Consider the following 22,984-nt stretch of genomic DNA (forward strand, 5'->3'; position numbering starts at 1 on the left):
TCTGAACCACAATGACTGAACAAGCCTCCCTGTTTGATGAAATGCCGTCGGGCGACGGCGAAGCGCTGACGCTGGCCACCTTTGCCGAGCGCGCCTATCTCGACTACGCGATCTCGGTGGTCAAGGGCCGCGCGCTGCCGGACGTGGCCGACGGCCAGAAGCCGGTGCAGCGCCGCATCCTGTACGCGATGCACGACCTCGGCCTGAACGCAACCGCCAAGCCGCGCAAATCCGCCGCCGTGGTGGGCGACGTGCTCGGCAAGCTGCACCCGCACGGCGACCAATCGGTGTACGACGCGCTGGTGCGCATGGCGCAGGATTTCTCGCTGCGCTATCCGCTGATCGACGGCCAGGGCAACTTCGGCTCGCGCGACGGCGACGGCGCGGCGGCGATGCGCTACACCGAAGCGCGCCTGACGCCGATCTCGAAGCTGCTGCTCGACGAAATCGACATGGGCACCGTCGATTTCCAGCCCAACTACGACGGCACCGCGCAGGAGCCGAAGCTCTTGCCGGCGCGCCTGCCGTTCGTGCTGTTGAACGGCGCCTCCGGCATCGCGGTCGGCCTCGCCACCGAAATCCCGTCGCACAACCTCACCGAAGTGGCAAAAGCGGCGGTCGCGCTGATCCGCAATCCGAACCTGACGCATGCCGACCTGATGACCTACATTCCGGGCCCGGATTTCCCTGGCGGCGGACAGATCATCACGCCGACTTCCGCGATTTCCGAAATGTACGAAAACGGCCGCGGCACGCTGAAAGTGCGCGCGCGCTGGAAGATCGAAGACCTGGCGCGCGGCCAGTGGCAGGCGGTCGTGACCGAACTCCCGCCGGGCACCTCGTCGCAGAAGGTGCTGGAAGAAATCGAGGAATTGACCAATCCGAAGGTCAAGACCGGCAAGAAATCGCTGCTGCCGGAACAGCTGGCGCAAAAGCAGATGATCCTGTCGGTGCTCGACACGGTGCGCGACGAATCGGGCAAGGATGCTCCGGTGCGCCTGGTGCTGGAGCCGAAGTCGAAGAACCAGGACCAGACCGAGTTCATGAACATCCTGCTGGCGAACACGTCGCTGGAGTCGGGCGCGTCGCTCAACCTGGTGATGATCGGCGGCGACGGCCGCCCGCGCCAGAAGGGGCTGGGCCAGATCCTGCGCGAGTGGATCGATTTCCGCTTCGTCACGATCACGCGCAGGACGCAATTCCGCCTGCAGAAGGTCGACGACCGCATCCACATCCTCGAAGGCCGCGAGGCGGTGCTGCTGAACATCGACAAGGTGATCAAGATCATCCGCGAATCGGACGAACCGAAGCCGGCGCTGATGCAGGCGTTCAAATTGTCAGACCGGCAGGCGGAAGACATCCTCGAAATCCGCCTGCGCCAGCTGGCGCGGCTGGAGGCGATCAAGATCCAGCAGGAGCTGGCGGAGCTGCGCAAGGAAAAGGCGACGCTGCACGACCTGCTCGACAACCCGGCCTCGATGAAAAAGCTGGTGATCAAGGAAATCGAAGGCGATGCGAAGCAGTTCGGCGACGCGCGCCGCACCCTGATCGAGGAAGCGGAACGCGCCAGCATCGAGCAGAAGGTGATCGACGAGCCGGTCACGGTGGTGATCTCGCAGAAAGGCTGGGTGCGCGCGCGCACCGGCCACGGGCACGATCCGGCGCAGTTCGCCTTCAAGGCCGGCGACAGCCTGTACGGCACCTTCGAATGCCGCACGGTCGACACCCTGCTCGCGTTCGGCTCCAACGGCCGCATCTATTCGATGGCGGTATCCGCCCTGCCGGGCGCGCGCGGCGACGGCGTGCCGGTGACGACGCTGGTAGAACTGGCCAGCGGCACGCGCCTGCTGCATTACTTCGCGGGGCCGGCGGATACGCAGTTGCTGCTGGCGTCGACTGCCGGCTACGGCTTCACCGCCAGGGCCGGCGACATGGTCAGCCGCATCAAGGCCGGCAAGGCTTTCGTCACGCTCGACGAGGGCGACGAGCCGCTGGCGCCACGTGTCGTCGGCGGCAATGCCAGCGCGCTCGCATGCCTGTCCGAGAAAGGCCGCCTGCTGGTGTTCGGCCTGGACGAAATCAAGACCCTCTCCGGCGGCGGCCGCGGCGTGATCCTGATGGAGCTGGAGAAGAATGAGAAACTGGTGGCCGCCCAGCCGATCAGCCAGAAAGGCGTGACCGTGTCGGGCATCGGGCGCGGCGGCAAGGCTCAGCAGCTGAACCTGTCGGCGTCCGCGCTGGCCGAGCATATCGGCAAGCGCGCGCGCAAGGGTAAGGCGCTGGAATCGAAGATCAAGCCGAGCGCGCTGACAGCGATATAAGGGGAAGAAAAAAACGCCATGGCTGGTAGCATGGCGTTTTTTTACGCACGGCCTCACCCCGCTTCGGGCACAAGCACTGGATGCGGCCCATGTGCGGGATTTGCAGGCCGGGGTCCGGTGGAATCAGCGAGCCGGATTCTCCCTCTCGCCTGAGCGAAGGGGAGAACAAGCGGAGAAACTACCCGCTCAGATTTTCGACGCGATCAGCTTGCCCAGCTTCGCAATCCCTTCCCGGATCTTCTCCGGCGGGACCGTCACGAAGCTCAGGCGCAAGGTGTTCTGCTCCGGCGCATTGGCATAGAACGGCGCGCCCGGAACGAAGGCGACGTTCTGTGCAATCGCTTCATCCAGCAGCTTCATGCTGTCGATATGCTTGGGCAGCGTGACCCAGATGAACATGCCGCCTTCCGGCCGGGTCCATGTCACCGAGGACGGGAAGTATTCGGCCAGCGCCGCCTGCATCGCGGCGCACTGATCGGCATACAGCTTGCGGATGGTCGGAATATGCTCGGTCAGGAAACCGTCCTTCACCACCTCGTGCACCACCATCTGCGTCAGCTGTGCGGTGTGCAGGTCGGCGGCCTGCTTGGCCTGTTCAAGCTTGCGCGCCAGCGGCAGCGGCGCCACGACATAACCAAGGCGGATACCGGGTGTCAGCACCTTGGAGAACGAGCCCATGTAGATGACGCCGTCCGGGTTCATTCCGACCATCTTCGGCAGCGGTTCGCCGCGATAGCTGAGCGCGCCGTACGGATCGTCCTCGATCAGCGGCAGGCCCAGGCGCGCGCAGGTTTCCACCAGCGCCACGCGCCGCTCCAGCGGCAGCGTGCGGCCGGTCGGGTTCTGGAAATTCGGCAGCGCGTACAGCAGGCGCGCGCCCTGCCCGATGCCGGCGATCTGGTCCGGCAGCAGGCCCTGGTCGTCGGTCGGCACCGACACGAATTCTGGCTGGTATACCGAAAACGCCTGCAGGGCGCCCAGGTAGCTCGGCGTCTCGACCAGCACCTTGCTGCCTTCGTCGATCAGCACCTTCCCCAGCAGGTCGAGGCCCTGCTGCGAGCCCGACACCATCAGCACCTGTTCCGGTACGATCTTCACGCCGCCGGTCGACAGCGAAGCGGCAATCCATTCGCGCAGCGGGCCGTAGCCGTCGGAGGGGCCGTATTGCAGCGCGACCTTGCCTTCGCGCGACAGCACCGCATCGTATGCGGCGCGCATGCGCTCCACCGGGAAGGTCGCGGGCGACGGCAGGCCGCCGGCGAAGGAAATCACTTCTGGCCGTACCGTGACCTTCAGGATTTCACGGATGACGGAACTTTGCAGTTGCAGCGCGCGTTGCGAAAACTGCCATTGGATCGGTGTCGGGTTTTCCATTTTCATGCTTGTCTCACAGTGTTGATGGCGTCGTGCGCCTTGTTGTCAGGACCGCTTGTGGCGGGCCGCTCAGGAACGGCACCGGGTAGGCGCCGCCCGATCTTGAAATTCCGGGCCGAGGCAGTTACGCGATCTCGGCGATCAATTCGATTTCAACGCAGGCGCCCAGCGGAATCTGCGCCACGCCGAAGGCGGAGCGTGCATGCTTGCCCTGCTCGCCGAACACTTCGCCGAACAGCTCGGACGCGCCGTTGGTCACGAGGTGCTGCTCGGTATAGTCCGGCGTCGAGTTCACCAGGCTCATCACCTTGACGATGCGCTTGACGCGGTTCAGGTCGCCGCCGCAGGCTGCCTGCAGCGTGGCGATCAGATCGACGGCAACCGCGCGCGCGGCCTGTTTCCCCTCGTCGGTGCCCATGTTCTTGCCGAGCTGGCCGACCCACGGCTTGCCGTCCTTCTTGGCGATATGGCCGGACAGGAAAACGGTGTTGCCGGTCTGGGCATACATCACATAGGCGGCCGCCGGCGTGGCGACTGCCGGCAATTCGATATTGAGGGCTTTGAGTTTTTCGTAACAGGACACGGTGCGCTCCAATCTGGTTTATTCGGTTTTTTCTCTACGTGGAGAGGGAAAAGAGTTCGATTTTACCCTCATCCCCCGGTCGCCGGCCGCCGGATACTCATGCGCCTGCCGGCGGCGACCACCGCCAGCACGGCCAGCGCGAACAGGACGGTGTCGGCCCGCAGCGCCTCGCCCAGGATCAGGCTGGCGCCGATCAGCGTGAGAAACGGCTGCAGCAGCTGCACCTGCCCAACCCGCGCGATGCCGCCCAGGGCCAAGCCTTTATACCAAAAAAAGAATCCGATAAACATCGAAAACAAGGACACGTAGCCGAATCCTATCCATGCGCGGGGCGATGCGGCGACGCCGTATTGCCAGCCGAACCAGAGAGTTACCGGCAGCAGCACCGGCAGCGACAGCACCAGCGCCCAGGAAATCACCTGCTGGCCGCCCATCGACTGTGACAGCCGGGCGCCTTCGGCATAGCCCATGGCGGCGGCGATCACCGCGCCGAACAGCGCCAGGTCGGCGGCATGCACGGCGCCGCCGCCCTGCCACAGCGCGAAGCCGATGACGAGCGCGCTGCCGGCAGCCGCCGCGATCCAGAAGCCGGCCGACGGCCGCTCGCCGCAGCGCAATGCGCCGAACAGCGCGGTCGCCAGCGGCAGCACGCCGATCACGATGGCGCCGTGCGAGGCTGGCACGTCGCGCATGGCGATCGACGACAGGACGGGAAAGCCGACCACCACGCCGAGCGAGGTGACCAGGAGCGCGCGCAGCTGGGCGCGCGTGGGCCGCGGCGCCTGCAGCCACCACAGCAGCAGTGCGGAAGCTCCCGCCGCCACCACCGCCCGGCCCAGCGCCACCAGCACCGGGTTCAGTTCGGCCACCGCCATGCGGGTAAACGGCAGGGTCAGGCTGAAGATCGCGACGCCGGCCGCGCCCAGCCACATGCCGCGGGTTTCCTGGGTCATGGCTGCGCTCATCGTGCGCCTTTCGACGAGGCTGGGCCGGACAGGCACTCCAACCATTCCATATATGACAGTCTCATCGCATCCTCACATCCAAACGGCTGCTGCGGAATACATAGTCAGCAACACCATCACGCCGCAAAACAGGCGCTGCCAGAACGGCTGCGCCAGATAGCGGCGCAGCGCCGCGCCCGTGCCGGCCCAGACGCCGATGCACGGCAGGTTGACCGCGCAGAACACTGCGCAGAACAACGCGATCGCCAGCCAGACCGGCTGCGCCGGCGGCAGGAACGCGGCGGCGCCGGTCACCGCCATCACCCACGCTTTCGGGTTGGCGAACTGAAACAGCGCCGCGCCGGCGAACGACATCGGTTTCGCCGCTGCCTCGTCGTCTCGCCCGAAGCCGATGCTGCGCAGCTGCCATGCGAGATACAGCAGGTAGGCGGAACCGAGGATCTTCAGCATCAGGTGTGCCGCCGGCAGCGCGAGAATCAGGCTGCCGATCCCCGCCGCGCACACGGCCAGCAGTACACCGAAGCCGACGTTAATGCCAATCATGTGCGGTATCGACCGCGAGAAGCCGAACAGCATGCCGGATGAAGTCAGCATGATGTTGTTCGGCCCCGGTGTGATCGAGGAGACGAAGGCGAACATCGCCAGGGGCATCAGCGATTCCATGCATCCCCCTGCAACACGCGTGCGAACTGGTCATGATCGACATTGCCGCCGCATAGCGGCAATCCGATGCGGCGGCCGGCCAGTCTGTCTTTCATCTGCATCGCCGCCGCCAGCGCCGCCGCGCCCGCACCCTCGGCTACATTGTGCGTAGCGGTGTAATACAGGCGCATGGCGGCCGCCACCTCGTCGTCGCTGACGGCGACCACGTTGTCCGCGTATTTCATGATGATGTCGAGCGACTCGTCGTCCGGCACGCGGCAGGCCATGCCATCGGCAATCACGGTGGACACCGGCGACTCCAGCTTGCGGCGCTGCTCGAACGACAGCTTGTAGGCGAGTGCATGGGCCGAAACGACACCCACGATCCGGGTGGCGCGCCCCAGCGCATTGCGGGCAGCAATCGCCGCACAAATGCCGGAACCCTGGCCGATCGGCACGAAGACCGTGTCGAGATCCGGCTGCGCGGTCAACAACTCCATCCAGTAGCTGGCCACGCCGCTGACCAGATCATGATGAAACGACGGAATCCGGTGCAGCCGCTGCTCTTCGGCCAGGCGCGCCGCATGCTCACGGCTTTCCTGGAATTCAGTGCCATGCTCGACCAGCTCCACGCCGAGCGCGCGCATCGCTGCATTCTTTTCCTTGCTGTTGCCATGCGGGACGACAATCGTCGCCTGCAAGCCATGGCGGCGCGCAGCGAAGCCGACCGATTGCCCATGGTTGCCGCGCGTGGCTGATACCACGCCACGTATGTGCGGCGAGCGCCTTGCCAGCGCATCGAGGTACACCAGCCCGCCGCGCACCTTGAAGGCGCCGGTCGGCGTGTGATTTTCGTGCTTGATCCAGGTCTCGGTGCCGAGCGCCTCATTGAGCAGCGGCCAGCTGTATTGCGGCGTGGGCGGCATGGCGCGGTAGACCACCTGCGCAGCCGCTTCCAGTTCGCTTTTGGTCGGAAGTCCCATGACATCGCTCCGGATTGAAGTTGGTGAACGAGAGCCTGTTCAGTGCTCCCAACTATCCTAATCGACAAAACCAGTACAGTACCAGTACACTTACTCAAATAAATCCGATAACTGTTACGGCAACATGACCAATACAGCTTCTTCCCGCAAGGGCGCCGCGCTCGCCCTCGCTGCGCCGCAAGTCCTGTCCCGCGACTCCGGCGAATCGCTGGTCGGCCAGATCGTGCGCTCGATCGAAGCGCGCATCGACGACAAGCTGCTGCGCAGCGGCGCGCGCATGCCTTCCATCCGCGAGTTCGCCGATCAGCAGCGCGTGTCGCGCTTTACCGTGGTGGAAGCATACGACCGGCTGGTCGCCAAGGGGTATCTGGAGTCGCGGCGCGGTTCGGGCTTCTATGTGCGCGAACGCGCCCCGATGACCGCCGGCGGCAGCGCGAACGCCGTGGAATCCGCTTCGCAGCAGGTGGATGTGGTCTGGCTGGTGCGTAACATGTTCCGCCAGTATCCGGCGCAGCAGACGCCCGGCTCCGGCCTGCTGCCCGTGGAATGGCTGGACGGCGAGCTGGTGGCGAACGGCTTGCGCGCAATCAGCCGGCAGAACCAGACGCTGCTGCTCCAGTACGGCAATCCGCAAGGCTGGCTGCCGCTGCGCCAGCAGCTGCAGCTGAAGCTGGCCGAGCTGGAGATCGGCGCCACGCCCGAGCAGATCGTGACCACGTCCGGCGTCACGCAGGCGCTCGACCTGATCGCGCGCCACTTCGTCGCGCCAGGCGACACCATCTTCGTCGACGATCCGGCATGGTTCCTGATGTTCGGCTCGTTCGCCGCGCTCGGCGCGAAAGTGGTCGGCATCCCGCGCCTGCCGGACGGCCCGGATATCGCGAAGCTGGCCGAACTGGCGGCACTGCACAAGCCGAAGTTCTATGTCATCAACTCGGTGCTGCACAATCCGACCTCGACCTCGCTGTCGGCGGCCAAGGCGTTCCAGATCCTCAAGATCGCGGAGCAGCACGACTTCACGATCGTGGAAGACGACATCTACTGCGACCTGCATCCCGGCAGCGCGGTGCAGCCGGCCACGCGCATCGCCGCGCTCGACCAGCTCAATCGCGTGATCTACCTCGGCGGCTTTTCCAAGACGCTGGCGGCCAACCTGCGCGTGGGCTTCATCGCCGCCTCTCCCGAGATGGCGGTCCGACTGTCGGACCGCAAGATGCTCAGCACGCTGACCACGTCCGACATCGGCGAACGGGTGGTCTACAAGATCCTGTCCGAAGGCCACTACCGCAAGCATGTCGACCGCCTGCGCGGCAAGCTCGACAGCGTGCGCGACAAGACCGTCAAGCAGATGGAACGCGTCGGCGTGAACGTCGACATCGCCACGCCGGCCGGCATGTTCGTGTGGGTCGATACCGGCTGCGATACCAATGTGCTGACCGAGAAGGCGATGCAGGAAGGCTACCTGCTGGCGCCGGGCAGCCTGTTCTCGCCGAGCCAGCTGCCGTCGACGCGCATGCGGGTGAATGTCGCGAACATGGGGGATGCGGGACTGTTGCGCTTTCTGGAGAAGCACATCGGCAAGGCTGGCTGAAACACGGCGTTACGGCTGTTCATGCCATCCTCCGCCCAGCGCCTGGATCAATGCGATGGCAGCCGTCTGCCGGTCCGCCTGCGCCTGCACCAGCGCGCGCCGTGCGCTGAGCGCGCTCACCTGCGCGGTCACGACATCGGTAAAGCTCACCTGCCCCGCGCGGTAGCGATTGAGCATCAGCGCTTCCGCCTCGTCGGCCGCCTGCGACGCCTGCTGCCGCAACGCCTGCTGGCGCTCCAGCACCTGCGCGGCGGCCAGCTGGTCCTCGACATCCTGGAAAGCCGTCAGCACCGTCTGCCGGTAGCGCGCCACCGCCTGCTCGTGCGCCGCGCGCGCCTGGTCCACGCGCGCGCCGGTGGCGCCTGCATTGAACAGCGTCTGCGTGGCCGACAGGCCGAGCGACCACAGGCTGCCTGCGGCGCCGAACAGGTCGGCCACGCGGGTACCCGACGAGCCGTAGGACGCATCCAGGCCGAGGCTGGGGAAATAGGCTGCGCGCGCAATGCCGATCTGCTCGTTGGCGGCGGCCACGCGCCGCTCGGCAGCGGCGACATCCGGACGCCGCTGCAGCAGCGCCGACGGCACACCCACCGGCACCTGCGGCACCGTCGCCGCCCATGGGGCCGGCGCCAGCGAGAAATCCGCCGGCGCCTTGCCCACCAGGACCGCGATCGCATGCTCCAGCTGCGCGCGCTGGCGTGCCAGTCCGACTTCATCGGCGCGCGCATTGGCCAGCTGCGTCTCTGCCTGCAGCACGTCGGTCTTGGTCGCGACGCCGACCGTGTAACGGTTGCGCGCGATCTGCGCCGCGCGCTCGTAGCCGGCTATCGTGTCGCGCAACAGCACCGCCTGCGCATCGGCCTGCCGCAATGAAAAATAGTTGGCCGCCAGCTCGCCCTGCGCCGCCAGCTTGGCCGAGGCAAGGTCGGCGGCGCTGGCTTGCGCACTGGCGCCGGCGCTCTCGACCGCGCCGCGCAGCCGGCCCCAGACGTCCGGTTCCCAGCTCGCGCCTATGCTCAGCTGCACGGTGTTGCCGGCGCGGCTGGAAGTGGTGCGCGTGCTGCTGGCGGTCGTGCCGCCGCTGCCGCCGGAACGCGTCGCACCGCCATCGAGCGACACGACCGGAAACAGGCTCGCGCGCTGCTGCTGCACCAGCGCGCGAGCCTGCGCATAGGAGGCGGCCGCAACGGCAATGTTCTGGTTCGACACCTCGACCGCGGCTTCCAGCTGATCCAGCACCGGATCGCCGAACAGCGCCCACCACGGGCCGCGATCAAGCGCATCCGCCGGCGCGGCCGGCACCCAGCCTTGCGCTTCCTTGAAGGCTGCCGGCTGCGGGGTGGCCGGGCGTTCGTAGACGGGGCTCAGCGCGCAGCCGCCCAGCAGGGACAGCAGGCAGATGCATGCCAGGCGGCGTGAGGCAAAAAGGGATGAAAGATGCGTCATGGTTTTCATGTCAGATGGGTTCCGAACCCGGCGTGCGTTCGACCTCGATATGTGCCAGGTGTCGTTCCGATTCGCCGCGTCGCCGCAGCTTGTCGAGCAGCAGGTAGACGACGGGGGTGGTCAGCAGCGTCAGCAGCTGGGAAGCGATCAGCCCGCCGATGATCGCCACGCCGAGCGGACGGCGCAACTCGGCGCCCTCGCCGAAGCCGATCGCCAGCGGCAACGCGCCCAGGGCGGCGGCCAGCGTCGTCATCAGGATCGGGCGGAAGCGCAGCAGGCAGGCTTCGCGCACCGCCGCCAGCGGCGACAGGCCGCGCGCGCGCTCGGCGTCGAGCGCGAAGTCGATGATCAGGATCGCATTCTTCTTCACGATGCCGATCAGCAGGAACACGCCGATCAGCGCGATGACGGAAAACTCCATCCTGAACAGCAGCAGCGCCAGCACCGCGCCCACGCCGGCTGACGGCAGCGTCGACAGCACCGTGACCGGATGCACCAGGCTCTCATAGAGAATGCCGAGCACGATGTAGATCACGATCAGTGCCGCCGCGATCAGCAGCGGCTGCTGCGACTGCGATTCCTGGTAGCTGCGGGCGGTGCCCTGGAAGCTGCCGCGCACGTTGGCCGGCATGCCGATGTCGGCCTCGGCCTGCGCGATCGCCGCCTGCGCATCGCCGAGGTTGTTGCCGTCTGCGAGATTGAAGGAAACGGTGGTTGCCAACTCGGCGTCCTGGTGGTTGACCGAAGCTGGCGTGGAGCGCTCGGCGAAGCGAGCGAACGCGGCCAGCGGCACCATGGTGGATGGCGTGGTGCTGATGGCCTGGCCGCTGGCCTGGTCGCGCAGCGCCGGGTTGATGACCTGGGATGTGCCACCGGCAGTGGATGCGGTCGATGCCGCAGTACCGGCGGCAGTGCCGTTCGCGTTGCCGGTGCTATTCGATACGGCGCCAGTCGTGGCAGCGGCCGCCGCAGTGCCGCTCCCGCTGGCCGGCACGTAGATGTCCGCCAGCGCCTGCGGGCTGCGCGTATATTCCGGCGCGACTTCCATGATCACGTGGTACTGGTTCAGCTCGTCGTAGATGGTCGCCACCTGGCGCTGGCCGAAGCCGTTGTAGAGCGCATTGTCGATGTCGCGCATGCCGATGCCGAGCCGAGCGGCGCTTTCCCGGTCGACGTCGACGAAGGTTTCGACGCCATTGTCCTGCTGGTCCGTATCGACGTCGGTCAGCGCCGGCTGGCGCTTCATGGCGTCGGCAAGACGGGACGCCCAGCGCCGCAGGTCGGCGCTGTTGTCGCTCTTGAGCGTGTACTGGTAGGTCGCGGTGGTCTGGCGCCCGCCCATGCGCACGTCCTGCACCGGGTTGAGGAACAGGCTGACGCCGGTCACGCGCGCCAGCTGCGGGCGCAGTCGCGCGATCACCGCCTGCCCGCTGTCCTTGCGCTCCGATACCGGCTTCAAGTTGACGAACACGAAGCCGCCGCCGGCGCGCGCGCCGCCGGTAAAGCCGACCACGGTGTCGACCGCCAGGTCGCGGTGGATGACATTGACCAGCTGGCGCAGCTTGCCCTGCATCGCCTGGAAAGAAATGCTCTGGTCGGCGCGCAGGCCGCCGTTCAACTGGCCGGTATCCTGCTGCGGGAAGAAGCCCTTGGGCGCGGCGATGAACAGGTAGACGTTGAGCCCGATCACCGCGACCAGGATCAGCAGGATCAGCCAATGATGATGCAGCGCCCAGTCCAGGCTGCGCTCGTAGGTGCGGTGCATCCAGGCGAAGCCGCGCTCGAAAAAGCGCGATATCCGGCCCCCGCCCGGTCCGCGTTCGTCGGCACCGGGCTTGAGCAGCCAGGCGCACATCATCGGCGTGGTGGTCAGCGAAATCAGCATCGAGATCAGCACAGCCGCCGACAGCGTCACCGCGAATTCGCGGAACAGCCGACCGACCTGCCCGCCCATGAACAAGAGCGGGATGAACACCGCCACCAGCGACAGGCTGATCGACAGCACGGTGAAGCCGACCTCGCGCGCGCCCAGGAGCGCCGCGCGAAAGCGGTCCATGCCGGCCTCGATATGACGGCTGGTGTTCTCGAGCACCACGATCGCGTCGTCCACCACGAAGCCGGTCGCGACCGTCAGCGCCATCAGGCTCAGGTTGTTCAGGCTGAAGCCCAGCAAATACATCACGCCGAAGGTGCCGAGCAGCGACACCACGGTCGCCACCGCAGGAATGACAGTGGCGCGCGCGCTGCGCAGGAAGGCGCTCACCACCAGCACAACCAGCGCCAGTGCGATCAGCAGCGTGACCTCGATTTCCTTCAGCGAGGCGCGGATCGAATTGGTGCGGTCCGACGCCACCTGCAGCCGCACGTCGGAGGGCAGCTGCGCCTGCAATTCCGGCAGCAGCGCACGCACCCGGTCCACGGTCTCGATCACGTTCGCCCCCGGCTGGCGGGTGATCAGCACGATCACGGCGGGCTGGCCGTTGAACAGGCCGAGCGTGTGCGTATCCTCGACGCTGTCAATCACCTGGGCGACATCTTGCAGGCGCACTGCAGCGCCATTGCGCCAGGCCACCACCAGCCCGCGATAGTCGGCGGCGGTGGGCCGGCCGCGACCGGCGACCGCCCTGGTATAGATCTGCAGGCGCCGCCCCTCTCCTTCGACCGCGCCCTTGGGCCGGTCCGCGCTGGCGGCCTGGATCGCGGCACGCACGTCTTCCATGCTGATGCCGTTGCGGCTGAGCGCGAACGGCAGCAGTTCCACCCGCACCGCCGGCAGCGAACCGCCGCCCAGCTCCACGTCGCCCACGCCCTGCACCTGGGCCAGTTTCTGCTGCACCAGGTTCGCAACTTCCTCGTAGACCTGGCCGGGCGAGCGCGTCTGCGAGGTCAGTGCGAGGATCAGCACCGGCGCGTCCGACGGATTGATCTTGCGGTAGGTCGGGTTGCTGCGCAGCGTGGACGGCAGGTCGGCGCGCGCGGCGTTGATCGCGGCCTGCACCTCGCGCGCGGCGGCATCGATCTTGCGGTTGAGGTCGAACTGCAGGTTGATGCGGGTCGAGCCGTTGCCGCTGGAGGAAGTCATTTCGTTGACGCCGGCGATGATGCCGAGCCGCCGCTCCAGCGGGGTGGCGACGCTGGTCGCCATCGTCTCCGGGCTGGCGCCGGGCAGGTTCGCGCTGACCGAGATCGCCGGGAAATCGACCTGCGGCAAGGGCGAGACCGGCAGCACGAAAAAGGCCGCGATGCCGGCCAGCGCCAGGCCGATGGTCAGCAGCACCGTGGCCACCGGCCGGCGCACGAACGGGGACGACAGATTCACTGCGCGCCTCCCGCGACCGCGCCGCGCCGCGCGGACCAGCGCTGGCCCAGGCGGTCGAAGGCGAGATAGATCACCGGCGTGGTGAACAGCGTCAGCAGCTGGCTCACGATCAGGCCGCCGAAGATCGCCAGACCGAGCGGCCGGCGCAATTCCGCGCCCTCGCCCCAGCCGAACATCAGCGGCAAGGCGGCGAACAGCGCGGCCAGCGTGGTCATCAGGATCGGCCGAAAGCGCAGCAGCGCGGCCTGGTGGATCGCTTCGCGCGGGGCTTTACCTTCGTTGCGCTCGGCGTCGATCGCGAAGTCGATCATCATGATCGCGTTCTTCTTCACGATGCCGATCAGCAGGATGATGCCGATGATGCCGATCACGCCGAGGTCGTGGCCGCTGATCATCAGCGCCAGCAGTGCGCCGACGCCGGCCGATGGCAATGTCGACAGGATGGTGAGCGGGTGAATGTAGCTTTCGTACAGCACGCCGAGCACGATATACACGCACACCACCGCCGCCAGGATCAGCCACAGCTGGTTGGTGAGCGACGCCTGGAAGGCACCGGCCGCGCCGAGGTAGGTCAGGCTGGCCGAAGGCGGCAGGCCGATGTCCTTCGCCGCCTGACGGATCGCGTCGACCGCCGTGCCCAGCGCCACGCCGGAGGCGGTATCGAAGCCGATGGTGGTGGCCGGGTATTGCGCGACATGGGTGATCTGCAGCGGCGCCGGCTGCTCCTGGATATTGGCCAGCGCCGACAGCGGCGTGGTCTTGCCGGAGCCGGTGCGCAACGGCAGCAGGCCGAGCGCGTCGGGCGTGGCCATGTCGGGACGCGCCTCCAGGATCACGCGGTACTGGTTAGTCTGGGTGAAGATGGTGGAAATGATGCGCTGGCCGAAGGCGCTGTACAGCGCGTCGTCGATCGAGGCCGCCGTCACCGACAGGCGCGACGCTGTGTCGCGGTCGATGTTGACGAAGGCGGCCACGCCGGTCGCGCCCGCGTCGGACACCACGTTGCGCAACCGGTCCGACTCCTGCATGCGCTGCGCCAGGCGCGTGGCCCACTGCATGACGGTCGCGTTGTCGGCGCCTTCGAGCGATACGCGATACTGCGTGGGACCGGTTTCGGCGTCGATGGTCAGGTCCTGGGTCGGTTGCAGGTAGAGCCGCACCCCGGCGACCTGGGCGACGCGCTCGCGCAGCCGTTCCATGGTCGCCTGCTGGCTGTCGCTCCTGCCCGGCTTCAGGTTGATCAGCATGCTGCCGGTGTGCAGCATCGCATTGCTGGCAGCGTCGACGCCGGCCAGCGAACTGAGCGAGGCGACATCCGGGTCTTCGAGAATCACGCGCGCCGCCTCCTGCTGCAGCTGTGCCATGCGCTCGAAGGACACCGATTCCGCCGCCTCCACCCGCGCCTGCAATTGGCCGGTGTCCTGCACCGGAAACAAGCCCTTCGGAATCAGGATATACAGCAGCACGGTGAGCGCGAGCGTGCCGAGGGCCACCAGCAGCGTGAGCGGCTGGCGGTCCAGCACCCATTGCAGCGCCGCGTCGTATCGATCGATCACGCGGTCGAACCTCTGCTGCATCCAGGCGCCGAAGCCGAAGCGGTCGCCCCCCGGCCCCGCGCGCCAGCGCGCCGACATCATCGGCACCAGCGTCAACGACACCACGGCGGAAATCAGGATCGTGATCGCCAGCGTCACCGCGAATTCGCGGAACAGCCGCCCCACCACGTCGCCCATGAACAGCAGCGGAATCAGCACCGCGATGAGCGAAACGGTCAGCGAAATGATGGTGAAGCCGATCTGGGCCGCGCCCTTCAATGCCGCTTCCATCGGCCGCTCGCCCTGCTCGATGTAGCGCGAGATGTTCTCGATCATCACGATCGCGTCGTCGACCACGAAGCCGGTCGCGATCGTCAGCGCCATCAGGCTCAGGTTGTTCAGGCTGTAGCCGAGCAAATACATCACGCCGCAGGTGCCGATCAGCGAGATCGGCACCGCGAGACTGGCGATCACGGTCGCGCGCAGGTCGTGCAGGAAGGCGAAGATCACCAGCACCACCAGCACCACGGCCAGCACCAGCTCGATCTCGACGTGCTCGACCGAGGCGCGGATGCCGGCGGTGCGGTCGCTCAGCACGTCGACATGCAGCGCCGCCGGCAGGCCGGCCTGCAGTTCCGGCAGGCGCGCCTTGATCGCATCCACCGTCTGGATCACGTTGGCGCCCGGCTGGCGCTGCACGTTCAGGATGATGGCCGGCTTCAGGCCGGACCATGCGGCCAGCCGCACGTTTTCCGCGCTGTCGACCACCTGCGCCACATTCGACAACCGTACCGGCGCGCCGTTGCGGTAGGCGACGATCAGGTTCTTGTAATCCTCGGCGGTGAGCAGCTGGTCGTTGGCGTTGATCGAGAAGGAGCGCGACGGGCCGTCGATGCTGCCCTTGGCGCTGTTGGCATTGGCCGCCGCGATCGCGGTGCGCAGGCTGTCCAGGCCCAATCCATAAGAACCCAGCAACTGCGTGTCGGCCTGGATGCGCACCGCCGGGCGCTGGCCGCCGGACAGCGTGACCAGGCCGACGCCCTGCACCTGGCTGATCTTCAGCGCCAGCCGGGTATTGACGATGTTCTGCACCTCGGTCAGCGGCAGCGTGTCGGAAGTGATCGCCAGTGTCAGCACCGGCGCGTCGGCCGGGTTGACCTTGGCGTACACCGGCGGCGCCGGCAGGTCGGCCGGCAAGAGCGATGCGGATGCGTTGATCGCGGCCTGCACTTCCTGCTCCGCCACGTCCAGCGTCTGGCCGAGTCCGAACTGCAGCGTGACGATGGACACGCCGGCGGCGCTGGTGGAACTCATGCGCTGCAGCCCCGCCATCTGGCCGAACTGACGCTCCAGCGGCGCGGTGACCGTGCGGCTCATGACTTCCGGGCTGCCGCCCGGGTACAGCGTCTGCACCTGGATGGTCGGGAAATCGACCTGCGGCAGCGCCGACAGCGGCAGGAACTTGAAGCCGATGATGCCGGCCAGGACGATCGCCAGCATCAGCAGCGAGGTCGCGACAGGCCGCAGGATGAAGGGACGGGATGGACTCATGATTGCCTGAAGAATGAGGACGCGGCGAACTTCGCAGCGACGCTCATTGCGCCGCCTCGGAACGGCGGCGGCGCTCGTTCGCCGGCGCCTGCGCGGCCCCTTCCGGCGCGGCCTGCGCCCGCTCGGCCTGGCGCCGCTCACCTGAAGGACGGCGCCCGCCCGCGCCGCCTGCCGCGCCCGCTGGCCGGTCGCCCGGCAGGTTCACGTGCGCGCCATCCTTCAGGCGGTCCGCGCCTTCGGTGATCACCTGCTCGCCGGCTTGCAGGCCGGACGCGATCTGCATCTTGTCTCCGGCCGACAGGCCGCGCGTGACCGGCCGCAGCGCGACGGTGCGCTGCGCGGCATTGAGCACATACACGAAGTCGCCGTTGCCCCCGTGGCGTACGGCGGCCACCGGCACCACGACTGCGCCTTCGACGTTGTTCAGCTGCAGGCGCACGTTGACGAACTGGCTGGGAAACAGCAGGTGCTGATTGTTGGGGAAGCGCGCCTTGGCCTTCACCGTGCCAGTCTGGACGTCGACCTGATTGTCCATCGCCAGGAAGCTTCCGCTATCCAGCACCTCGGTGCGGGTGCGGTCGAGCGCGCTCACCGGCAATTTGGCGCCCTCGTTGATGCGCCGGCGCAGCTCGACGATGCGGTCCTGCGGCACCGCGAATTCGACATCGATCGGCTCGGTCTGGGTGATGGCGACGATGCCGTTGGCGTCGTTCGGCCCGACCACGTTGCCGACATCGACCGCGCGCAGGCCGATGCGTCCCGCGATCGGCGCGGTCACGCGCGTGTAGCCGAGGTTCAGGCGCGCCGTGCCTTCGGCGGCGCGGTCGGTCATTACCGCGCCTTCCAGCTGCTTGACCAGCGCCGCCTGCGTATCCACGTCCTGGCGCGCGATCGAATCCTGTGCCAGCAGCGTGCGGTAGCGCTCCAGCGTCTGCCTGGCACTTTCAAGCTGCGCCTGGTCGCGCCTGAGCTGGCCGCCGGCCTGCATCAGCGCCATCTCGAACTGGCGCGGATCGATGGTCGCCAGCAGCTCGCCGGCCTTCACCATCTGTCCTTCGCGGAAATGGATCTTCTTCAGTTCGCCGGAGACCTTGGCCCGCACCGTCGCGTTGGCGGTGGCGGTCACCGTGCCGAGCGCCTCCACGATCACCGGCAGGTCGGCGCGCTCGGCCGTGGCTACGCCGACCGTGCTGGCCGGCGGCCCGCCGCGCCGCCCGGCCGCGCTGCCGGGGCCGGCCGGACCTTCCGCCGGCCGGTGCGTCAGGTACCAGGCCAGCCCGCCGAGCGCCGCCAGCGCCAGCAAGGCGACAATCACGCCGGTCAGGGATTTCCTGGTTCTGCCCTTGGTTCTGCCTTTAGGCAATTCGAGCTGCGTTTCTGGTTGCGGTTTCATTAATTATTATTCCTTGTGCCGGCCGCCCGCGGGCCCGGCAAACGATTTCCTGCGATGGCCGCGAAGTCGAGCCCGATACCCGGTCCCGGGGCTTACCGTGAGGAATTGGGATGTTCGTTTGATTGTTGGTCTGCGCCCAATGTTCGCGTTTTTTTGTATCCCGCAATTGTCGGCAGACGGGAGATTTGTATCGAAGTGTTGAAAAACGTTAAAAAGCTGGCATCGCGCGTCTTGAAATTCTTCAACTAAACCCTATATCGCCTAAAACCTTATGTTCATCGACTCTTGAGGTAAAAATGGCTGCAACCGAAAAGCAAACCCTGGGTTTTCAGGCAGAAGTCAAACAGCTGCTGCACCTGATGATTCATTCCTTGTATTCGAACAAGGAGATTTTCCTGCGCGAGCTGATCTCCAACGCGTCCGACGCCGCCGACAAGCTGCGCTTCGAGGCGATCAACAACGCCGCCCTGTTCGAAAACGACCCGGACCTGAAGATCCGCGTCACCTTCGACAAGGCCGCGCGCACCATCACCATTTCCGATAACGGCATCGGCATGAGCCGCGAGGAAGCGATCGAGCACCTCGGCACCATCGCCAAGTCCGGCACCAAGGAATTCTTCTCCAAGCTGTCCGGCGACCAGCAGAAGGATGCGGCGCTGATCGGCCAATTCGGCGTGGGCTTCTACTCCGCCTTCATCGTGGCCGACAGGATCACGGTCGAAAGCCGCCGCGCCGGGCTGCCGGCCGGCCAGGGCGTGCGCTGGGAATCGGCCGGCGAAGGCGACTTTTCCGTCGAACAGATCGAAAAAGCCGCGCGCGGCACCGACATCATCCTGCACCTGCGCGAGGGCGAGGATGAATTCCTGTCGAACTGGAAGCTGAAATCGACCATCCGCAAGTATTCCGACCACATCTCGCTGCCTATCCTGATGCAGAAGGAGGAATGGGACGACGAGAAGAAGGAAACCGTCATCAAGGACGAGTTCGAGACCATCAACCAGGCCAGCGCCCTGTGGACCCGCAACAAGTCGGACATCACGCCGGAGCAGTACACCGAGTTCTACAAGCACGTTTCGCATGATTTCGAAGCGCCGCTGGCGCACACCCACAACCGCGTGGAAGGCCGCAGCGAGTACATCCAGCTGCTGTACATCCCGGCGCGCGCGCCGTTCGACATGTGGGACCGCAACAAGCGCGGCGGCATCAAGCTGTACGTCAAGCGCGTATTCATCATGGACGACGCCGAGCAGCTGATGCCGGTCTACCTGCGCTTCGTGAAGGGCGTGATCGACTCGGCCGACCTGCCGCTGAACGTCTCGCGCGAAATCCTGCAGGAGTCGCGCGACATCCGCGTCATCCGCGAAGGCTCGACCAAGCGCGTGCTGGGCCTGCTGGAAGAGCTGGCCAACGGCGAGGAGCAGGAACAGAAGGACAAGTACGCGACCTTCTGGAAGGAATTCGGCCAGGTGTTGAAGGAAGGCATCGGCGAAGACCAGGCGAACAAGGACCGCATCGCCAAGCTCTTGCGCTTCGCGTCCACCCAGAACGATTCAGACGTGCAGACCGTGTCGTTCGACGACTACATCGGCCGCATGAAGGAAGGCCAGGACAAGATCTACTACATCACTGCCGATTCCTACGCGGCGGCGAAGAACAGCCCGCACCTGGAAATCTTCCGCAAGAAAGGCGTGGAAGTGCTGCTGATGACCGACCGCGTCGACGAGTGGATGCTGTCCTTCCTGCATGAAGTGGAAGGCAAGGAACTGGTGTCGGTGGCCAAGGGCGACCTCGACCTCGGCAAGCTGGAAGACGAGGCCGAAAAGAAGCAGCACGAGGAAACCGAGAACCAGTACAAGGACCTGGTCGAAAAGATGAAGAAGGCACTGGACGCCAAGGCCAAGGAGGTGCGCGTCACCTTCCGCCTGACCGATTCGCCGGCCTGCCTGGTGGCGGACGAGAATGAACTGTCCGGGAACCTGGTGCGCATGCTGAAGGCGGCGGGACAGAACGCGCCGGAGTCCAAGCCCATCCTGGAGATCAACCCGGACCATCCGCTGGTGCAGCGCCTGAAGTACGAGGAAGCGAAGTTCGACGACTGGGCCAACATCCTGTTCGACCAGGCGATGCTGGCCGAAGGCGGCATGCTGGCCGACCCGGCCGGGTTCGTGAAGCGGCTTAACGAAATGCTGCTGGGGATGGCAGGGAAATAACCCTCTCATCCAGCCTGAAAAACCGCTGCCTTGCCGAGGGCATGCAGCGGTTTTTTCTTATGTGCCGCTGGCGGCATTCTGCGGCCGATACCGCCCATTCCTGTGCTGCGCGCACTGTTCCAGCCAGTTCAGTGCCTGCTGCCACAAAGTTGGCTGAAATTCGGGCCGGAAGAACCCGAAATGGCCGATGCGTTTGGCCTGCGCATCCTGCGGCGCGATATGCCGGCGCTCGACCTGCGCGTTGCGGTAGAAACTGGTCAGGCTGTCGATGCTTCGCCGGCTCAGCAGCTCATCGTCGGAAAAACTCAGGGCGAGAAGCGGCACGCGCATCCTCTCGAAACCGGCGTGCATCGGCCGGCCCTCGTCATCGACCATGTAATGTGGGCTCTTGCACCAGCGCGCCCACTGGTAAATGACGCCCTTGGGCAAATCGCCGACCATCCTCAGTTTCTTGCCGGGGAAATAGCCGAAGGCGGGCGTGCACAGCGGCACGGCGACATACCACATGAGCCAGACCATGCGTTTCAGTTGCGGCGCGTTGTAGCGCCAGTAGCCGCTGCCGGCGGCAACCGTCAGGATGCCGTCCACCAGGTGATTGTCCGGCATGAGGGCAGGCAGCTGGCCGCCGAGCGAGTGCCCGACCAGCAGCAGCGGCATGTTTTTCTGCCAGTCCCGCGCCGCGCGCAGCGCCGCATTGTAGTCCTCGGCCCAGTCGTGCAGGTCGGCCTTGAAGCCGCGCAGCGAGCGGGAAAAGCGCGGCGGCACGGAGGCGCCCGCGCCGCGGTAATCAAAGGTCAGCACCGCGAAGCCCTGCTGCGCAAGGAATTGCGCGAACGGGAAATAGAATTCCTGCTTCACGCCCATCGCGGTCGGCATCACGACGACCGCTTTTGCCCGGCCCGCTGGCGCAAAGCGCCTGGCGGCGAGCACATGGCCACCCTTCGTATTGACGGTAATCGCTTCCATCGTCAGCTCCCAAAAAAGTTCGATACCCGGCATTCCGGCCTACGGCATCCTTGCCATCCCGCCGACATCCTCGCCGGCGACGAGCGCGAATTCGTTGCGCGCTCCCTGCATGCGCGCCTGCCGGTACGGCCGGTACGCATCGCTCTCGTAGAAAGCCATCGCGGCATCCCTGGACGGCCATTCGACGATCAGGAAAATTCCCGGCGCCTTGCGCTCGCCCTCGACCTTCTCGACATTCGAGGTGCGCGCCAGATAGCGCCCGCCATGCTGTTCGACCAGCCTGGTCACGTCCCGTACGTAAGCCGGAATCCAGCCCTTGTCGACGATATCGATTTCAGCAACGGAGTAATACTTCATCCGGCTCCTCCTGCGGCAGTTGTCGGGAACGGCTACTTCAGGTTCATCGTAATCGTCGCGGTGAAGACGCGCTTGCCTTCGGCATCGAATGCGTCGACCGGCACATCGACATTGCCGGTATGGTCCCAGGCCACCTGTTGGCCGTTGGCGACTACCCGCATGTCGGTTTTGGCCTTGGCCAGGTATTGCACCGCCATGCCGACCGGGATCCACTGCCGCCCTTCGGGAATCGACACCGTCGTCATGGTGCCGGCCGCCAGTTCGGCCGCGTTGCACAGCGCGATCGCATGGACCGTGCCGATGTGGTTGTGGACTTCGCGGCGGTTGGCGAACGTGACTTCCGCATAGCCCGGCCGCAGTTCGGTAAAGGTCGGATCGATGGTCGCGAAATACGGCGCGAAGCCGGTGACCGCCTTGCTGAACGCCTGATTGCCCATGTTCTGAAACATGCCCAGTACCTGATTCATGATGCCCTCCTCGTGGTGTGAAAGCAGGCCGCCCGCGATACCGCTTTGCCAAGGCGCTAAATCTGCTCTAAGGTGCCAACTTTGGCAGCAAAGCTGATCAGAATATTATTCTAGAATATAATTCTAGTCAAACGACCATTTCGCCATGACAGTCATCAAGAAAAGCAGGAAGCAGGAAATCCTCGATGCGGCGCTCGCCTGCTTCAACGAAAACGGCATCGAGGCGACCACCATCGACATGATCCGGGAGCGCTCGCAGGCCAGCGTGGGCAGCATGTACCATCATTTCGGCAGCAAGGAGAGCATCGCCGCCACCCTGTATGCGGAGGCGCTCGCGGAACACAACACGTACCAGCAATCGCTATTGGACAAGGCCGGCAGCGCGGAGGAAGGCGTCAAGGCGCTGGTCTATGCCTACAGCGACTGGATATCGGCCAATCCGGACAAGGCGCGCTTCGTGCTGTACAGCCGCGGCGCGCTGGTGAAAAGCAATATGGCGCAAGAACTGGAAAGCCAGACCAAGGCGAAGCTGGCCGAAGTGCGGCGCTGGTTCCAGCCGTACCTGGAAAACGGGCAGCTGAAAAAGCTGCCGTCCGAATGCTTTTCGTCGCTGATCATCGGCCCGGCGCACGACTATGCCCGCCTGTGGCTGTCGGGCCGCGCCAGGACCGACATCAAGGCGTACCGGGAGATTTTCGCGCAAGCCGCATGGAGCGCGGTCAAGCCATGACGCGCAAGCGCAGTTTCGATCCCGTGGTCGACGAGAACACCCGCCTTCTGATCCTCGGCAGCCTGCCGGGCGAAGTGTCGCTGATGCAGAGCCAATACTACGCGAATCCGAAAAACCGGTTCTGGCAACTGGTGTCGCCCCTCGTCGGAACCGATTTATCGGCATTGCCCTATCCGGACCGGCTGCCGATCCTGCTGGCGAACGGAATCGGCCTGTGGGATGTCGTCGCCGAAGCGCATCGGGAAGGCAGCCTCGACAGCAAGATCCGCGATCATGCGCACAACGACCTGGTCGGGCTGATAGCCGGCCTGCCGCGGCTGGCGGCCATCGCATTCAACGGAGGAACGGCGGCGCGCCTCGGGTTAAAGGCGCTTGCAGACCGCGCCAACCGGTACCGGATCGTCAGGCTGCCGTCGAGCAGCCCGGCCTATACCCTGGCATATGCGGATAAACTACGCGCCTGGGAAGACTTAAAACAATACCTGCGCACAGACGCGGCGCATCCGCAGTGAATCATGTGCGGGAGGCGGGAGACGAGCCGCTTTCCATCG

General features: G+C 65.7%; 17 protein-coding genes. 5 read left to right on the forward strand and 12 right to left on the reverse strand.

Going from position 1 to position 22,984, the window contains the following annotated elements; translation table 11 throughout:
* Positions 1 to 11: 11 nt before the first annotated feature.
* Positions 12 to 2,321, forward strand: coding sequence for a DNA topoisomerase IV subunit A (gene parC / locus FAY22_RS11775; protein ID WP_146330382.1), 2,310 nt, complete (start codon positions 12 to 14; stop codon positions 2,319 to 2,321).
* Positions 2,322 to 2,507: 186 nt separating this feature from the next.
* Here parC and FAY22_RS11780 read toward each other — a convergent pair whose 3' ends face one another.
* From FAY22_RS11780 to FAY22_RS11800, 5 genes are all read right to left on the reverse strand, one after another.
* Positions 2,508 to 3,701: a PLP-dependent aminotransferase family protein gene (locus tag FAY22_RS11780; RefSeq protein WP_146330383.1), complete on the reverse strand. Its 1,194-nt coding sequence runs from the start codon at positions 3,699 to 3,701 to the stop codon at positions 2,508 to 2,510.
* A gap of 118 nt (positions 3,702 to 3,819) precedes the next feature.
* Entirely contained in the window at positions 3,820 to 4,278 is a 459-nt protein-coding gene (locus FAY22_RS11785) for a RidA family protein (RefSeq protein WP_146330384.1), read from the reverse strand.
* Between the two features lie 68 nt (positions 4,279 to 4,346).
* A complete protein-coding gene (locus tag FAY22_RS11790; RefSeq protein ID WP_146330385.1) occupies positions 4,347 to 5,231 on the reverse strand; it encodes a DMT family transporter in 885 nt (294 codons plus the stop codon).
* An 84-nt stretch (positions 5,232 to 5,315) separates the two neighbouring features.
* Positions 5,316 to 5,906 carry a LysE family translocator gene (locus tag FAY22_RS11795; protein ID WP_146330386.1) on the reverse strand — a complete coding sequence of 197 codons (591 nt, stop codon included), beginning with the start codon at positions 5,904 to 5,906 and terminating at the stop codon, positions 5,316 to 5,318.
* Entirely contained in the window at positions 5,894 to 6,868 is a 975-nt protein-coding gene (locus tag FAY22_RS11800; RefSeq protein WP_146330387.1) for a threonine dehydratase, read from the reverse strand. The genes FAY22_RS11795 and FAY22_RS11800 overlap by 13 nt, the downstream gene beginning before the upstream one ends.
* 124 nt (positions 6,869 to 6,992) lie before the next feature.
* Here FAY22_RS11800 and FAY22_RS11805 point away from each other — a divergent pair, with 124 nt between their 5' ends.
* Positions 6,993 to 8,459 carry a PLP-dependent aminotransferase family protein gene (locus FAY22_RS11805; protein WP_146330388.1) on the forward strand — a complete coding sequence of 489 codons (1,467 nt, stop codon included), beginning with the start codon at positions 6,993 to 6,995 and terminating at the stop codon, positions 8,457 to 8,459.
* A gap of 9 nt (positions 8,460 to 8,468) precedes the next feature.
* Here FAY22_RS11805 and FAY22_RS11810 read toward each other — a convergent pair whose 3' ends face one another.
* Genes FAY22_RS11810 through FAY22_RS11825 form a run of 4 tightly spaced genes read right to left on the reverse strand, consistent with a single transcriptional unit; the run spans position 8,469 to position 17,703 of the window.
* Positions 8,469 to 9,914: an efflux transporter outer membrane subunit gene (locus tag FAY22_RS11810; RefSeq protein ID WP_146330389.1), complete on the reverse strand. Its 1,446-nt coding sequence runs from the start codon at positions 9,912 to 9,914 to the stop codon at positions 8,469 to 8,471.
* Position 9,915: 1 nt separating this feature from the next.
* The gene (locus FAY22_RS11815; protein WP_146330390.1) at positions 9,916 to 13,224 is read right to left on the reverse strand and encodes an efflux RND transporter permease subunit; all 3,309 of its coding nucleotides are present in this window, start codon (positions 13,222 to 13,224) and stop codon (positions 9,916 to 9,918) included.
* Positions 13,221 to 16,310, reverse strand: coding sequence for an efflux RND transporter permease subunit (locus FAY22_RS11820; protein ID WP_146330391.1), 3,090 nt, complete (start codon positions 16,308 to 16,310; stop codon positions 13,221 to 13,223). The genes FAY22_RS11815 and FAY22_RS11820 overlap by 4 nt, the downstream gene beginning before the upstream one ends.
* Positions 16,311 to 16,353: 43 nt before the next feature.
* Positions 16,354 to 17,703, reverse strand: a complete 1,350-nt coding sequence (locus tag FAY22_RS11825; protein WP_146330392.1) for an MdtA/MuxA family multidrug efflux RND transporter periplasmic adaptor subunit — start codon at positions 17,701 to 17,703, stop codon at positions 16,354 to 16,356.
* A 296-nt stretch (positions 17,704 to 17,999) separates the two neighbouring features.
* On the opposite strand from FAY22_RS11825, the gene htpG reads away from it, so the two are divergent.
* A complete protein-coding gene (gene htpG / locus FAY22_RS11830) occupies positions 18,000 to 19,913 on the forward strand; it encodes a molecular chaperone HtpG (RefSeq protein ID WP_146330393.1) in 1,914 nt (637 codons plus the stop codon).
* Between the two features lie 57 nt (positions 19,914 to 19,970).
* Here htpG and FAY22_RS11835 read toward each other — a convergent pair whose 3' ends face one another.
* Genes FAY22_RS11835 through FAY22_RS11845 form a run of 3 tightly spaced genes read right to left on the reverse strand, consistent with a single transcriptional unit; the run spans position 19,971 to position 21,703 of the window.
* Complete coding sequence (locus FAY22_RS11835; RefSeq protein WP_146330394.1) at positions 19,971 to 20,879, reverse strand: alpha/beta fold hydrolase; 909 nt, start codon at positions 20,877 to 20,879, stop codon at positions 19,971 to 19,973.
* A gap of 39 nt (positions 20,880 to 20,918) precedes the next feature.
* Positions 20,919 to 21,236, reverse strand: a complete 318-nt coding sequence (locus tag FAY22_RS11840) for a DUF1330 domain-containing protein (protein WP_146330395.1) — start codon at positions 21,234 to 21,236, stop codon at positions 20,919 to 20,921.
* Positions 21,237 to 21,268: 32 nt separating this feature from the next.
* Positions 21,269 to 21,703, reverse strand: coding sequence for a hotdog fold domain-containing protein (locus FAY22_RS11845; RefSeq protein WP_146330396.1), 435 nt, complete (start codon positions 21,701 to 21,703; stop codon positions 21,269 to 21,271).
* Between the two features lie 145 nt (positions 21,704 to 21,848).
* On the opposite strand from FAY22_RS11845, the gene FAY22_RS11850 reads away from it, so the two are divergent.
* Together FAY22_RS11850 and FAY22_RS11855 are read left to right on the forward strand one after the other, a co-directional pair.
* Positions 21,849 to 22,433 (forward strand): TetR/AcrR family transcriptional regulator, encoded by a 585-nt coding sequence (locus tag FAY22_RS11850; protein ID WP_146330397.1) that lies wholly within the window; start codon positions 21,849 to 21,851, stop codon positions 22,431 to 22,433.
* Entirely contained in the window at positions 22,430 to 22,945 is a 516-nt protein-coding gene (locus tag FAY22_RS11855; protein ID WP_146333422.1) for a DNA-deoxyinosine glycosylase, read from the forward strand. The genes FAY22_RS11850 and FAY22_RS11855 overlap by 4 nt, the downstream gene beginning before the upstream one ends.
* The last annotated feature ends 39 nt before the right edge of the window (positions 22,946 to 22,984 follow it).

The organism is Noviherbaspirillum sp. UKPF54 (genome assembly GCF_007874125.1).
In the GTDB taxonomy this organism is placed as follows: domain Bacteria; phylum Pseudomonadota; class Gammaproteobacteria; order Burkholderiales; family Burkholderiaceae_D; genus Noviherbaspirillum.